This is a genomic window from Roseibium sp. JB4-4, from assembly GCF_055693425.1.
The window spans coordinates 2,897,550-2,911,395 of sequence record NZ_CM146333.1 but is presented as its reverse complement, the minus strand read 5'-3'; the positions used below and the strand labels follow the sequence as shown (position 1 = coordinate 2,911,395).

The 13,846-nt window shown below is 55.1% G+C and carries 13 protein-coding genes; 6 read left to right on the top strand and 7 right to left on the bottom strand.

Annotation, left to right across the window (positions count from 1 at the left end):
- Positions 1-8: 8 nt before the first annotated feature.
- Complete coding sequence (locus ACZ1HV_RS13595; protein WP_472718362.1) at positions 9-455, bottom strand: MarR family winged helix-turn-helix transcriptional regulator; 447 nt, start codon at positions 453-455, stop codon at positions 9-11.
- 74 nt (positions 456-529) lie between these two features.
- Between ACZ1HV_RS13595 and ACZ1HV_RS13590 the strand changes: the two genes are divergently transcribed.
- The 6 genes from ACZ1HV_RS13590 to ACZ1HV_RS13565 all read left to right on the top strand — a co-directional run bounded on the left by ACZ1HV_RS13590 (position 530) and on the right by ACZ1HV_RS13565 (position 6,186).
- The gene (locus tag ACZ1HV_RS13590) at positions 530-889 is read left to right on the top strand and encodes a DUF1428 domain-containing protein (protein WP_298818856.1); all 360 of its coding nucleotides are present in this window, start codon (positions 530-532) and stop codon (positions 887-889) included.
- A 339-nt stretch (positions 890-1,228) separates the two neighbouring features.
- Entirely contained in the window at positions 1,229-1,789 is a 561-nt protein-coding gene (locus tag ACZ1HV_RS13585; RefSeq protein WP_472718361.1) for a F0F1 ATP synthase subunit delta, read from the top strand.
- Complete coding sequence (atpA, locus tag ACZ1HV_RS13580) at positions 1,789-3,318, top strand: F0F1 ATP synthase subunit alpha (RefSeq protein WP_298818860.1); 1,530 nt, start codon at positions 1,789-1,791, stop codon at positions 3,316-3,318. Before ACZ1HV_RS13585 ends, atpA begins: the two co-directional genes overlap by 1 nt.
- A 33-nt stretch (positions 3,319-3,351) precedes the next feature.
- Positions 3,352-4,236, top strand: coding sequence for a F0F1 ATP synthase subunit gamma (locus ACZ1HV_RS13575; RefSeq protein ID WP_298818863.1), 885 nt, complete (start codon positions 3,352-3,354; stop codon positions 4,234-4,236).
- Between the two features lie 25 nt (positions 4,237-4,261).
- Positions 4,262-5,686: a F0F1 ATP synthase subunit beta gene (atpD, locus tag ACZ1HV_RS13570; protein ID WP_472718360.1), complete on the top strand. Its 1,425-nt coding sequence runs from the start codon at positions 4,262-4,264 to the stop codon at positions 5,684-5,686.
- A 92-nt stretch (positions 5,687-5,778) separates the two neighbouring features.
- A complete protein-coding gene (locus ACZ1HV_RS13565; protein ID WP_298818865.1) occupies positions 5,779-6,186 on the top strand; it encodes a F0F1 ATP synthase subunit epsilon in 408 nt (135 codons plus the stop codon).
- Between the two features lie 73 nt (positions 6,187-6,259).
- On the opposite strand, the gene ACZ1HV_RS13560 is transcribed toward ACZ1HV_RS13565, so the two are convergent.
- From ACZ1HV_RS13560 to ACZ1HV_RS13535, 6 genes are all read right to left on the bottom strand, one after another.
- Positions 6,260-9,619 (bottom strand): PAS-domain containing protein, encoded by a 3,360-nt coding sequence (locus ACZ1HV_RS13560; protein ID WP_472718359.1) that lies wholly within the window; start codon positions 9,617-9,619, stop codon positions 6,260-6,262.
- A gap of 398 nt (positions 9,620-10,017) precedes the next feature.
- On the bottom strand, positions 10,018-10,227 hold the full coding sequence (locus ACZ1HV_RS13555) for a hypothetical protein (RefSeq protein WP_298818869.1): 210 nt from the start codon (positions 10,225-10,227) through the stop codon (positions 10,018-10,020).
- Positions 10,228-10,482: 255 nt separating this feature from the next.
- On the bottom strand, positions 10,483-12,093 hold the full coding sequence (locus ACZ1HV_RS13550; RefSeq protein ID WP_472718358.1) for an NTP transferase domain-containing protein: 1,611 nt from the start codon (positions 12,091-12,093) through the stop codon (positions 10,483-10,485).
- A complete protein-coding gene (locus ACZ1HV_RS13545) occupies positions 12,090-12,785 on the bottom strand; it encodes an XdhC family protein (protein ID WP_298818873.1) in 696 nt (231 codons plus the stop codon). The genes ACZ1HV_RS13550 and ACZ1HV_RS13545 overlap by 4 nt, the downstream gene beginning before the upstream one ends.
- 4 nt (positions 12,786-12,789) lie before the next feature.
- Positions 12,790-13,419 (bottom strand): LysE family translocator, encoded by a 630-nt coding sequence (locus tag ACZ1HV_RS13540; protein WP_298962327.1) that lies wholly within the window; start codon positions 13,417-13,419, stop codon positions 12,790-12,792.
- Between the two features lie 14 nt (positions 13,420-13,433).
- Positions 13,434-13,766 carry an XdhC family protein gene (locus ACZ1HV_RS13535; protein WP_152503925.1) on the bottom strand — a complete coding sequence of 111 codons (333 nt, stop codon included), beginning with the start codon at positions 13,764-13,766 and terminating at the stop codon, positions 13,434-13,436.
- Between the last annotated feature and the right edge of the window lie 80 nt (positions 13,767-13,846).

The window sequence follows — 13,846 nt, the reverse complement described above, 5'->3', positions numbered from 1 at the left end:
AGGTCATCTCAATCGAAACTGAGAGCTAGCAGTTGCTTCAGGATAGGTGCGCTGTCGACCGATGCCAGTTCGGCATCAATCGCGTCGTGAACAGCGCGCCAGACAGGCATGGCGTCGATCAATAGCTTTCGACCCTTGTCGCTAAGCAGCAGCCTGCGGCTTCGCCGGTCCGCGGGGTCCGGTTCTATCGTCAACAGGTCACGGCGCACCAAAGGCTTCAGATTTGCAGTCAACGTGGTGCGGTCCATGACCAGTAAAGTGGCGATTTCTCCTAGTTTTGGCGCGCTGGGCCGGTTCAGCGCCATGAGTAATGAGAATTGCCCGTTCGTCAGCTGGAGTGGCCGCAATGCCTCATCAAACCGGCGTCCAACGTGACGCGCAGCGCGCTGAAGATGAAGGCAAAGACAGCGGTCGCGGACTTCATGTGTTGTAGAAAGTGGTAGATCTGGGTGCATCGCATATGATTACGTTGATATCAACATAATCATATGCGATGCTTGCGTCTGTTTCCAGCCAGGAGGGCAAGTGAATGACCTATGTTCAGGGGTTTTTGTTACCGGTGAAGACGGCGCGAAAAGCAGATTACAAAGAAATCGCGGAGAAATCGTGGGTTCTCTTCAAGGAATACGGCGCCTTGAATTGCTGTGAGGCATGGGGCGTGGCGGTGCCGGACGGAAAAGTCACGTCTTTTCCGATGGCTGTTAAAAAGGAAGACGATGAGACTGTAGTGTTTTCCTGGATTGTCTGGCCGGACCAAAAAACGGCAGATGCCTGTATGGCCACGATGGAATCGGATCCCCGATGGGAGGAGGTCATGCCGAATGCCAACGAAATCATGAGCATGAAGCGCATGATCTTCGGCGGTTTTGAGCCTCTTATCAGCTATTGAGGCTGCCGCGAGCGGATCCTCGACGATGCCAGGAAGCTTTTGGGCCGTGCGTCACATAAAAAATCGCAGTCGTAGGAAAACCGTCTAAAGGTTTAGACGGGCGTGGAGACATTGATCTTCATGGCTTTTTAGGCCTGCCTATCAAAAAACCCCTATGAATCGTCAAAAACAGTCTTTTGGCGAAGTTGCACACTGGGAAACCCTGTGCTAATTGAGGCGCGGCTTTGGGGGAACGGTTTAACCGTCATACCTTCTGACCTCGAAATCATTCATTTTTTCAATACCTTGCGAACGCTGGCCGTTTTGCGGGTCTGGAAAAAGTCAGAGAGCACGGACCTGGTGACTGACAACGTATCTCTCGTATCCGGCGTGGCACAGCGTTACGCGTCCGCCCTTCTCGACCTTGCAGAGGGCGAAGGCGTAACGTCTGACGTGGAACGGGATCTCGCCGCTTTCGAATGCATGCTTGCCGAAAGTGAAGATCTCGACCGTCTAGTGAAGAGCCCGGCATTCAGTGCTGAGGAGCAGCTAGCAGCGCTCACTGCACTTCTCGAAAAAGCAGGCATTTCCGGCCTCGCTGCAAATTTTGTGAAGCTGGCCGCCCGTAACCGGCGCCTCTTCGTTCTTCCCGGCATGATCAAGGCATACCACGCACTGCTTGCAGACAAGCGAGGCGAGGAAACGGCTGAGGTAACCTCCGCAGCCCCATTGTCCGACGAACATGTCGCCGCCCTGAAGGAAGCATTGTCTTCTTCCACGGGCAAATCCGTAAACGTCGTAGCGGAAGTTGATCCTGCTCTGATCGGTGGCCTCGTGGTCAAGGTCGGCTCACGTATGATCGATACTTCGCTGCGTACCAAGCTCAATTCACTCAAGTTCGCGATGAAAGAGGTCGGCTGATGGATATTCGGGCCGCGGAAATCTCCGCAATCCTCAAGGACCAGATCAAGAGCTTTGGCCAGGAAGCCGAAGTTTCTGAAGTTGGTCAGGTGCTCTCCGTCGGTGACGGTATCGCCCGTGTTTATGGTCTGGACAAAGTTCAGGCTGGTGAAATGGTCGAATTCCCAGGTGGAATTAAGGGCATGGCTCTTAACCTGGAATCCGACAACGTCGGTGTCGTTCTGTTCGGTTCCGACCGTGACATTAAAGAAGGCGACACCGTCAAGCGGACCGGCGCCATCGTTGAGGTGCCGGTTGGCAAGGGTCTGCTGGGCCGCGTTGTTGACCCGCTCGGCAATCCGCTTGACGGCAAGGGCCCGATCGAAGCGACCGAACGTCGCCGTGTGGACGTAAAGGCGCCTGGCATTCTGCCGCGTAAATCCGTTCACGAGCCGATGTCGACCGGCCTGAAGGCAATCGACGCCTTGATCCCGGTTGGTCGTGGTCAGCGCGAACTTGTCATCGGCGACCGTCAGACTGGCAAGACAGCGATTATTCTCGACACTTTCCTGAACCAGAAGCCTTTGCACGCTTCCGATGATGAAGACGCCAAGCTCTACTGCATCTACGTTGCGGTCGGTCAGAAGCGCTCCACTGTCGCTCAGTTCGTTAAGACTCTGGAAGATGCAGGCGCACTGGAATATTCCATCGTTGTCGCTGCAACAGCTTCCGACGCAGCCCCGCTGCAGTTCCTTGCACCGTTCTCCGGTTGCGCCATGGGCGAGTACTTCCGTGACAACTCCATGCACGCCGTGATCGGTTACGACGATCTGACCAAACAGGCTGTTGCCTATCGTCAGATGTCCTTGCTTCTGCGCCGCCCGCCCGGACGTGAAGCGTTCCCGGGTGACGTTTTCTACCTGCACTCCCGTCTGCTGGAGCGTTCGGCGAAGCTCAATGAAGAGCATGGCCGCGGTTCCCTGACAGCGCTTCCGGTCATTGAGACCCAGGGCAACGACGTTTCCGCGTTTATTCCGACCAACGTGATTTCGATCACTGACGGTCAGATCTTCCTGGAAACCGACCTTTTCTATCAGGGTATCCGTCCGGCAGTGAACGTCGGTCTGTCGGTTTCCCGCGTTGGTTCTTCCGCGCAGATCAAGGCGATGAAGCAGGTTGCCGGCCCGATTAAGGGTGAACTTGCTCAGTACCGCGAAATGGCAGCATTTGCGCAGTTCGGCTCCGATCTCGATGCCACCACGCAGCGCCTGCTGAATCGTGGCGCGCGCCTGACCGAACTTCTGAAGCAGCCGCAGTTCTCGCCGCTGAAGACGGAAGAGCAGGTTGCAGTGATCTACGCTGGCGTGAACGGCTATCTCGATACGCATCCGGTCGACCGGGTGAAGGATTTCGAAGAAGGCCTGCTGTTGTTCCTGCGTGGTGAACACCAGGATCTGCTGGACGCCATTTGGGAAAAGAAGGCTCTCGACGACGAACTGACCGGCAAGCTGAAAGCTGCCGTCGACGCGTTCGCCAAGAACTTCGCTTAAGACCACACGCCGGGATAAGGAGCAGGGGCGGCCATGCCGAGCCTGAAGGACTTACGAAACCGCATCGCTTCCGTGAAGGCGACGCAGAAAATCACCAAGGCCATGCAGATGGTGGCCGCGGCGAAGCTGCGTCGTGCACAGGAAGCTGCGGAGGCTGCACGCCCCTATGCGGAACGCATGGACGCCGTGCTGGCCAATCTCGCGGTGGCTTTCGAGGGCCGCGACGACGCTCCAAAGCTGATGTCCGGTACGGGCAGCGATCAGGTGCATCTCCTGGTCGTCGCTACGGCTGAACGTGGGCTGTGCGGGGGCTTCAACACCAATATCGCCAAGCTCGCACGTGAAAAGGCGCGCAGCCTGATCGCCGACGGTAAAACGGTCAAAATCCTTTGCGTTGGCAAGAAGGGTTATGACGCGTTGAAGCGCGAGCTTGGGCAGTACGTTCTTAAAACCGTGGATCTGCGCAGTGTGAAATATGTCGGTTTCACCGATGCTGACGAAATCGGTCGCGACATTCTCGGCATGTTCGATAATGGCGAATTCGATGTCTGCACGCTCTTCTATGCCAAGTTCAAATCGGTAATTGCTCAGGAACCGACTGCCCAGCAGTTGATCCCTGCAAGCTTTGAAGTCGAGGAAAACACAGGCAACAACGGCGCGCAGCCGGTTTATGAATATGAGCCTGACGAAGGCGAGATCCTTGCGGATCTTCTGCCGCGTAACATCTCCGTGCAGGTTTTCAGGGCTCTCCTGGAAAATGCTGCGTCTGAGCAGGGTGCTCGCATGTCCGCTATGGACAATGCGACCCGTAACGCTGGTGAAATGATCGACAAACTGACGATCAGCTACAACCGCCAGCGCCAGGCTCAGATTACGACGGAATTGATTGAAATTATCTCGGGCGCAGAAGCGCTCTAACGGGATCGATACGAGGATTAGGGATATGGCTGACAAAAAAGTCGGACGGGTCACCCAGGTCATCGGCGCCGTTGTCGACGTCAAGTTCGATGACCATCTGCCGTTCATCCTGAACGCTCTTGAAGTTGACAACCAGGGCACACGCCTTGTGCTTGAAGTTGCGCAGCATCTCGGTGAGAACACGGTTCGCACCATCGCGATGGACTCCACCGAGGGCTTGGTCCGCGGTCAGGAAGTGGTCGATACGGACGCTGCCATTATGGTTCCCGTCGGCGACGGTACGCTGGGCCGCATCATGAACGTGATTGGCGAGCCGGTCGATGACGCCGGCGAGATCAAACACGAAACCAAGCGCGGCATTCACCAGGAAGCTCCGGAATTTATTGAGCAGTCCACCGAAGCTGAAATCCTGGTTACGGGCATCAAGGTCGTAGACCTGCTGGCACCTTACGCCAAGGGTGGTAAGATCGGCCTGTTCGGTGGTGCCGGCGTTGGTAAAACCGTTCTTATCATGGAATTGATCAACAACATCGCTAAGGCGCACGGTGGTTACTCTGTGTTTGCCGGTGTTGGCGAGCGTACCCGCGAAGGCAACGACCTTTACTGGGAAATGATTGAATCCAACGTGAACAAGGAAGGCGGCGGAGAAGGCTCCAAGGCGGCACTTGTTTACGGTCAGATGAACGAACCTCCCGGAGCTCGCGCACGTGTTGCTTTGACCGGTCTGACGGTTGCGGAACACTTCCGCGATGAGGGCCAGGACGTTCTGTTCTTCGTCGACAACATCTTCCGCTTCACGCAGGCTGGTTCCGAAGTGTCCGCGCTTCTGGGTCGTATCCCGTCTGCTGTGGGCTATCAGCCGACATTGGCGACGGACATGGGCTCGATGCAGGAACGCATCACCACCACGACCAAGGGTTCGATCACGTCCGTGCAGGCCGTTTACGTCCCGGCCGATGACTTGACTGACCCGGCACCGGCCTCAACCTTTGCTCACTTGGATGCGACAACGGTTTTGAACCGTGCTATCGCTGAAAAAGGCATCTACCCGGCTGTGGATCCGCTGGATTCCTCGTCTCGTATGCTGGATGCCCGGATCATCGGTGACGAGCATTACAACACTGCATATTCAGTTCAGGTCACGCTGCAGCGGTACAAGGCGCTTCAGGACATCATCGCCATCCTTGGCATGGACGAGCTGTCTGAAGAAGACAAACTCACAGTTGCCCGCGCACGTAAGATCGAGCGCTTCCTGTCACAGCCGTTCTTCGTGGCTGAGGTCTTCACCGGCTCTCCGGGCAAGCTTGTTGCCCTGGAAGACACGATCAAGGGCTTCAAAGGCCTGGTTGAAGGTGAATATGACCACCTGCCGGAAGCAGCGTTCTACATGGTCGGTTCCATTGATGAAGCGATCGAGAAGGCTCAGCGTCTGGCTGCCGAAGCAGCTTAAGGCTCTTAAAATCTCCGGACACCGTGAAAGGTGTCCGGTTCTTAATCTGATGGGTTGCCCATCTGAGTTTTGACTGACAAGGAAGACGCCAAATGGCCGAACTTTTCCAGTTTGAGTTGGTCTCGCCGGAGCGCCAGCTCCTCTCCGAACAGGTGTCTGAAGTTGTTGTTCCAGGCACCGAAGGCGAGTTTGGCGTCCTGAAAGACCACACCCTGTTCATGTCGACGATCACACCCGGCATCCTGAAAGTGCGCCGGGAAGGCGACAGTTGGGACGAGTATTTCGTGCGTGGCGGTTTTGCTGATGTTGCAGCGGGTGGCCTGACCGTTTTGGCAGAACAGGCCGTGCCTGTGGGCGAAATCAGCCGGGAACAGCTTGATCAGGCGATCAAAAACGCTGAAGAAGACGTGGCTGATGCCAAGGACGATGCGACGAAACAGCGTGCTGAAAACACTCTGGCACAGTTGAAAGATGTGGTTGAGGCCTTGAGTAAGGCTTGAAACCACTTTCAATCGGCCAATCTGATTGATGACGCGGTCCGGAAACGGGCCGCGTTTTTTCATGGACACGGTGTCAGTTGACTGTGGGGCCCCCGGTCAGATTGCCATCGAAAAACCGAAAACCGTTGCGGCCGTTCTTCTTCACCTCGTAAAGAGCGATGTCAGCCTGCTTGATGATCGGGCTCACATCTTCGGTTTCGCCGAAGATTGGTGAAATTCCGACGCTTACGCCAATGGAGACGGTGTGTCCCAGAGCCGCAAACGGCCGCTCGATGTTACTGACAATGCGCGCGGCAATTTCGGCTGTATGTTCTCCGGTGCAGTTGAGAATAATAGCGAATTCGTCGCCGCCGAGCCGAGCAATGAGATCGGTTGAGCGCACGCACGCCTTCATTCGTTCCGCGACCTGTTTGAGAATTTCATCTCCGACATCGTGGCCAAAGGTGTCGTTGACGGGTTTGAAACGGTCCAGGTCCAGCAACAGCAGATCGCCTGTGTGTTCTGAAACGATGGCGCGGTCGAGTGCTTCATCCAGCGTCTTGTTGAACAAAGTTCTGTTGGCAAGACCGGTGAGCATATCGTGATGTGCCGCATATTCGATCTTTTCAGCAGCCAGTTCTTGCGAAGTGACGTCTTCATGGGTGCCAATCCATCCACCGCCCGGCATGGGGGCATGAACGGCACTGACCACCCTGCCACTGGGGTGTTTGAATTTTGAACGGACGACGTCGCCGGCAGACAGTTGGATCATCAGGTCCATGACATGAGCCTTGACATCACCTTCAAATTCACCGCGCGCTTTTTCTGCCTCAATCAGTTCGACAAGGCTCGCACCTTTGCGGACTTCACCTTCTGGCTTACCGAAAATCTCAAGATATTGCTGGTTCCAAAGGGACAAACGCCCCGTTTTGTCGAAGACGCTGACGCCTTGGCGCATATTGGCAAGAATGGCTTCAAGCTCGTCATTGCGAAGATGCGCCTGGCGCTCGCTTTCTGCGATCTTTTCTTCCATGCGTCGGCGCTCGGAAATATCGAAGAAATTGTAGATGAAGCCGCCACTTGGCAGCGGCGTGCTCCTGATGTCGAGATAGCGACCGTCTGATGTTGACCGTTCAAATGCGTGGGGTTGATCTGGCGGATACGCCTTGAACCTTTCTAGAGCAAGAACTTCCGGGTCGCCGGGGCCATAGTCACCGCGTTGAGCATTGAACTTGAAGTAGTCGAGCAGGTGCAGCTTCTGTTCGAGGAGATCGCGAGGTACCTGCAGTGTTTCGATCAGTTCGTCATTGTAGAAGGCCAGTTGATAGCCCGCATCGAAATAGGCAAAACCACCGGGCACATTGTCGAAGATCGTTTGAAGCTGGTCAGCCTGCGCCTTCGTCTCCGTAATGTCCGCCATCGAAACGACAACGCCCTTCAGGCCGAACTCTTCTGAAGGGTCGATTGACCTTGCGTTCACACGCAGCCAGATGCTGGTCTTGCTATCATGCGGCGTCACGTTGGCAATCAAGTCCGTGACGAAATCAGGATCATCCACTGCAAGAACGAACGGGTCGCAGTCCAGGTCATTGAGGCTGCATTGAATATTGATGTCCAGATCCTGGACCGCCATTCCGGCCAGCTCGTCTGCCCGGTACCCGACCATGCCGGCAGCCGCAGGATTGCAGACCTGAATGATGCCGTTTGAATCAAACAACAAGATGCCTTCGGAAACAGCTGCCAAGGTGGCACGATTGACGGCTTCCGAAATCTTGAGCGATTGTTCTGTCCGCTTGCGCTCTGTGATGTCGAAGATACTTGTTACCAGGCCACCGCTGGGCGTGGGATTTCCCGAGATCTCAAGCGTCGTATCATCTGGTCCGGCGCGCTCGTAAACATGCGGTTCCGGATTGTCAAAGACGGAGAAGCGCTCTTTGACGAGCTTGTCAGGATCGCCTGGCCCGAAATCTCCTCGACGTGCCAGGAAGCCGGCCACATCCTGAAGCGGTGCTTTTCTGTCAATAAACTCCTTCGGCAACTTCAGAAGCTGCTGAAAGTATTCGTTGTTGGCTGCAAGTCGACGGTCTTCATCATAGTAGACGAGCCCACCGTGTATATTGTCAAAGACAACCTGCAGCGTTTCAGCCTGGAGTTTCGTCTCGGTTATGTCCGCGAGCGAAACGACGGCGACATCCAGTCCGGCACCACCGGTGCCCGCAGTGGCATTTGCATCAATTCGAAGCCAGACCGATGAAGATACATCGGGACGGTTCATCTTGACGATGTGATTGTTGACCTCGTGCGGCAGCTTTGCAGCCCTTGCCAGGACATCATGGTCCACCTTGCCGTCTTCTGTGTGAAACTGGATACCTGCAATCAGGTCCTGGATCTTCTGACCTGCTGCAGCCTCATCTGCCAGTCCGAGCAACTTGGCTGCTGCAGGATTGTATGACTGGATCCGGCCGCTTGCGCTCAGAACCAGTATGCCCTCGCGAAGGGTTTCCAGCGTTGTGCGCTGCACGGCTTCAGAACGCCGGACCGCTTTTTCGGACACGAGCCTTTCGGTGATGTCCTGAAATGCGCCGACCAATCTGCAAACACGGCCGTTGTCAAGAATGGGTCGTCCTGCGGCCCGAACCCAGAGTTCATTGCCCTTTGCGGTTATGAAAGGCAACTCAACATCCCACCCGATACCTTCTTCAATGCCACGGGCAACGGCAGCACTGATGATTTCACGCCCTTCGGGAGCATAAAACGAAAGTGCGGTATCGACGCTCGGAACAAAATCGGCGTCAACTTCGTGCAGTTCCCGGGTTTTGTCTGTCCAGATCAATTGGTTGGTGTCGAGGTCCAGTTCCCAACCGCCTACGCCGGATACAGTCGCAATTTCTTCAAGGAGTTCACTTTCCTGCGTGGCGAGCCTACTTTCCGCTTCGGCCCTATCGAGTGCATCCTGCACCTGAAGTTCTGCCCTGTGCGACTTGATCAAACCCTCGACAATTTTTCCGAACCGTTTGAGCTGCGTCAGCTGGTCCTCGCTCGGCGATCTTGGGTCGCGATCGATGACACACAAGGTCCCCAGTCTGTTTTCACCATCGATGGATATCGGGCAGCCGGCATAAAAACGAATAAAGGGATCGCCCACGACCAGCGGATTGTCGCGAAAGCGCTCATCTTTTCGTGCATCTGGAATGACGAATAAGTCGTTGGAATGGATTGCGTGCTGACAAAAGGACACATCTCGTGACGTGCTGTCGGCATCAAGACCGCATTTGGCTTTGAACCACTGCTCATCTTCACCAACAATGGATATCAGCGAGATCGGGCAATCAAATACGGTAGCAATAGCTTCAACAACGGCATCGAATTCCGGCAGTCTTTCAGAATGCAGGATCTGCAAGGCATGAAGCGCCTTGAGCCGATCGGATTCATTTGGCGGTTGCGAGACTTCCATACAGGACTCGCCCTTTGTCGATTGGTCTGCCTAGATTGAATATAGACCATTCTAACGTACATGAGCATTCGGAATAAAAGATTAATGTTTACAACTTTAAGAAAACTGACTCCGAAGACTTTAGTATTGGCGGTAATTTTGCAGAAGTAAGAGATGTTGAGAATAATTAAATACAGAAAATAAGTAGAATTTACATGCTATCTAAATCTTTAATAGAGCAGGTCTGTTCAATGTGCAGCTTTGGTTGTGCTGGTTCCCGTTTTTTGCCGATCAGTTTTGAATAGCTCAGAGGTATGTTGCAAGCAGACAATAAAAAACCCGGCCACAGAGGCCGGGTCTAAAGGTACGTGGGTGACCCACGAAAGAACTGCTATTGTTTCTAAGCAGCTTGAATTCAGTTATGCCGCGCGGCGGAATGACAGGCTCATGCCACCGCCACCGGAACGGTTGCGGCGACGCTCTTCCGGCGGGATGTAGACGATTGCGCTGTGTTCCGAGCAATAAGAAACACCTGCTTCAACGCGGGTGTTGCACGGGAAGATGTAGTTACCAGCATCGCCTTCTGCCCATTTGCAGCAGCCCGGACGCGGGAGAGACAAGTCAGCCATGTCGTTTTCCTTTATTCTCGCCAAGCAACAAAAGCGCTCGACCATCCTCGGGAGGAGAGGATCCGAACAGCTCTTGTTAGAAATCGGATTTATAGGCGCTTCAGACCACAACCAGGCCCAGCCCGCAAAGGGCACCCTTCAGCAAGCGCAGGCATTACATAAGCGGCATGTCACAAAATTGCAATAGTATACCTGGCATTGCGGACTTGCACTGAGTGCATACCGGGTTAATCATTGGTAAGAATGTGCTCCGCACTAGTCTTCCGGAAGAACGCCACCGGCCTTTTGCAGCGCCTCGGGTGTATCCAGATCCAGTCGGGCAGCGGCACCGATTTCAACTTCGGCCACAAAGCCCGGATTGTCCGCAATCAGGTGACGCGCACCGACATCACCGCTCAATGACTTCAGCGCCGAGAAATAGCGCCTGTCCCAAAGAACGGGATTTCCGCGCTTTCCATCTGCGGTCGCAGTGATGATCAGGTTGTTCTTCTTCGCACCATATGCGGCAATGAGAGTGTTTAGAACCTTCGCATCAATGCGCGGCATATCTCCAAGGAGAATGATCACTGCATCCGTATCGGCCTCCAGAGCGTCCATTCCGGCGCGTATTGAACCTGCCATGCCGTCAGAAAAGTCCGGATTGTGAACCACTGTGACCGGCAAATCGACAACAGGCGCAGAAACGTCATCGGCGCGATGACCCGTCACCAGAATTGTCTGGTTCAGGTCGGAATTCGTGGCGGCTTCCGCCGCGTGCCGAACGAGGGCTTTTCCGTCCAGTTCGGCAAGCAGTTTGTTGGGTCCACGCATGCGTGAAGATTTCCCGGCGGCAAGTATGACTGCAGCAATCTTCGGTGCTTCGCTTGTGCGTCTTGCCTCGCGTGGCTGTGGTCTTGTTCCGATTTCCATCAGCAAGCCTCCAACTCCCATCGCCGTAATTTCATCGGAACCCACCTCCAGGCCCGCGATCAATCGATCAAGCACCCAATCGAAGCCATTTTCCTTCGGGCTGCGTGCGCATCCGGGAGCTCCAAGCACAGGTTTGCCATCAAACTCTCCAAGCATGAGCAAATTGCCGGGATCAACCGGCATCCCAAGATGCTTGACTTTCCCTCCGGCCAGGTCCAGTCCGGCGGGTAGAACATCATGACGATCAACCACGGCTGAGGCTCCGAAGAGCACCAGAAAATCGGCCCCTTTGTCCGCCAGAGCTTTGATAGCCCGCGCCACTTCCGGCTCTGAATGGGGCACGCGTATTTCTTCAAGGATTTCGCTTTGGCTTGGTCTCAGGCGTTGTTCCAGCACCCGCCTTGTCTTGTCCATCGTCGCTGATTTGAGGTGAGGCAGCTCCGTCGCAACAAGACCGACCTTGTAGGATTTGAAGGGACGGATCCGAACAGCCTGGCGTACTGCCTCAGCAGCTGCTGCCACCTTGGCCTCGGGAACAGCGAATGAAATGATTTTCGCTGTTGCGACCATACGACCGTCTGCGACCTTCGTGTGATTGGCGAGCGTTGCGAATGTGATCGCCGGATCAATCCTGTTGGCGTTTGTTATCGCCTGTTCGTCAATCACCAGAATGCCATCCTGCTCCGCGTATAGGTTCATGCGGCCTGTCACGGCAGTATCAACGACGAGCCCCTTGCCTCTGGCAGCAAGTCCAAGATGTGTTGCGGCTTCGTCTTCGCCGATATCACCGGCTTCAAGACGGGCGACGACAACCGTGCTATCTCCCGCTGCAGAAAGCTTTTTGCAGTCTTCCAGAGTAAGCACATGCCCCTTTTTCAAGGTGCGCTCGCCCAGTTTGGTCTTGTGCGCCAGAATGCAGCCAGCTGCCTCTTCCGGAGGGCATGGCCCGAATTTCATCTGGCGGTCTCCGGAGCTTTACGCAGTGCAAGAATGATGGACCCGAGCACAGCAACTGCAATTTCCTGAGGCGAGGCCGCGCCGATATCAAGTCCGATGGGGGCATCAATGCGGTCGAAATGACGGTCGGTCAGTCCGGCTTCTTTAAATCTCTCAAGACGTTTGCCGTGTGTTTTTCTGCTGCCGAGTGCGCCCACATAAAAACATTCGGTCTTCAAGGCTTCGATCAACGGGAAATCGTCTATCTTCGGGTCGTGAGTTACGGCAGCCAGGGCGGTGTAGGCATCCAAGGGCGCGTCTTTGAGAACGTTTTCCGGCCAGTCAGCCTTCAATGAACTGCCTGGAAAACGGTCTTCCGTTGCAAACGCGGTCCTCGGGTCGATTACGGTAACGTCTAGACCGGCCATTTCGGCCATTGGAACAAGTGCCTGGCTGATATGAACGGCCCCGATGATCACAAGGCGGGGGGCCGGTACAGAAACCGTCAGAAAAAAGTTGCTGTCATCTGTTTCGACAGTTCCGGATTTGCCGGATCGAAACCTGCGCTCAAGTTCTTCGGCAAGCGGATCGCTGGAAAGTTTGTCGTCCTTGTGCACAAGCCGCTGTGTGCCATCCGACATGTGTGTAACAAGGATCGCCGCGCAGCGGTTCTCCCGGTCACTGTTCAACTGTTTGAGAAGAGAAAGATCCATGGTGTCACGCGCGGTCCGTTGCCAGTTTGAGGCCAAGTCCAACCAGCAGCGACCCACCTAGCCAGCGTGTGAGATCCTGCACTTTCGAGGACTTGGTCAACCGTTTTTTCACTTCGCTTGCGAACAGAACCGTCACCACGTCCGCAGATGTGAACGCGCAGTTGACGAACGTGCCGAGGATCAGAAACTGAAGCCAGATTGGAAAGCCGGCGTCCGGGCTGACGAACTGAGGAAGGAAGGCGATAAAGAAAATTGCCACTTTGGGATTGAAGACTTCAACCAGGATGCTGTCGACAAAGGCTCGGCGAACCGTTTTTTGAGGCAGGTCGGGCGTTGATCCGGCAACCATTCGTGTACGGATCATCTGCACGCCCAGGAACACCAGGTAAATGCCTCCCAGGAGCTTCAACGCAAAATAGAGCGTTGGAACGACGGTAAAAATCGCCGAAAGGCCGAAAGCCGCGGCAAAAACATGTACATAGCAGCCCAGATGTATGCCCAAAGCCGCCATGAAACCGGCTCTCTTGCCGCGTGCGATCGTTTGCGCAGCGGTATAAAGCAACGCGGGACCTGGCATATAGGCAAAGAGGGCAGTGGCGGCAGCAAAAGCGAGAAGAGTTTCAATATTGAGCACGACAGGTCCTGAAGTCAGTTGACAGGTTCAACGTAAACACGAATGCGGCCACCGCAGGAAAGCCCGACTTGCCATGCGGTTTCATCGGCAACGCCGAACTCAAGGGTGGTCGGCCGGCCGGTATCGATCACATCGATTGCCTCTGCAACGACAGCGCCTTCCACGCACCCTCCCGAGACGGATCCCTCGAAATTGCCATCTGCGTCGATCACCAGATGCGAGCCAACGGGACGAGGAGCTGAGCCCCAGGTCTCTATCACTGTGGCCAGCGCTACCGGCCGACCGGAATTCCGCCAGGCCTCGGCGGTTTTCAGAACGTCGGGTATCGAGGATGTTTCGGTGGTCATGAAAAGCGCTCCTTCGTGAGCCCGGTTCAGTCGCGGGGCGTCCCAATATAGGCTTTTCTGACAGCTAAGAAAGTGCGCTT

Excerpts from the sequence above, each read along its gene's own strand:
- ACZ1HV_RS13555 (WP_298818869.1), bottom strand. The coding sequence starts at position 10,227 with ATGGCTGACTTGTCTCTCCCGCGTCCGGGCTGCTGCAAATGGGCAGAA.
- ACZ1HV_RS13595 (WP_472718362.1), bottom strand. The coding sequence starts at position 455 with ATGCACCCAGATCTACCACTTTCTACAACACATGAAGTCCGCGACCGC.
- ACZ1HV_RS13590 (WP_298818856.1), top strand. The coding sequence starts at position 530 with ATGACCTATGTTCAGGGGTTTTTGTTACCGGTGAAGACGGCGCGAAAA.
- ACZ1HV_RS13550 (WP_472718358.1), bottom strand. The coding sequence starts at position 12,093 with ATGAAATTCGGGCCATGCCCTCCGGAAGAGGCAGCTGGCTGCATTCTG.
- atpA (WP_298818860.1), top strand. The coding sequence starts at position 1,789 with ATGGATATTCGGGCCGCGGAAATCTCCGCAATCCTCAAGGACCAGATC.
- ACZ1HV_RS13535 (WP_152503925.1), bottom strand. The coding sequence starts at position 13,766 with ATGACCACCGAAACATCCTCGATACCCGACGTTCTGAAAACCGCCGAG.
- ACZ1HV_RS13545 (WP_298818873.1), bottom strand. The coding sequence starts at position 12,785 with ATGGATCTTTCTCTTCTCAAACAGTTGAACAGTGACCGGGAGAACCGC.
- ACZ1HV_RS13565 (WP_298818865.1), top strand. The coding sequence starts at position 5,779 with ATGGCCGAACTTTTCCAGTTTGAGTTGGTCTCGCCGGAGCGCCAGCTC.
- ACZ1HV_RS13560 (WP_472718359.1), bottom strand. The coding sequence starts at position 9,619 with ATGGAAGTCTCGCAACCGCCAAATGAATCCGATCGGCTCAAGGCGCTT.
- atpD (WP_472718360.1), top strand. The coding sequence starts at position 4,262 with ATGGCTGACAAAAAAGTCGGACGGGTCACCCAGGTCATCGGCGCCGTT.
- ACZ1HV_RS13575 (WP_298818863.1), top strand. The coding sequence starts at position 3,352 with ATGCCGAGCCTGAAGGACTTACGAAACCGCATCGCTTCCGTGAAGGCG.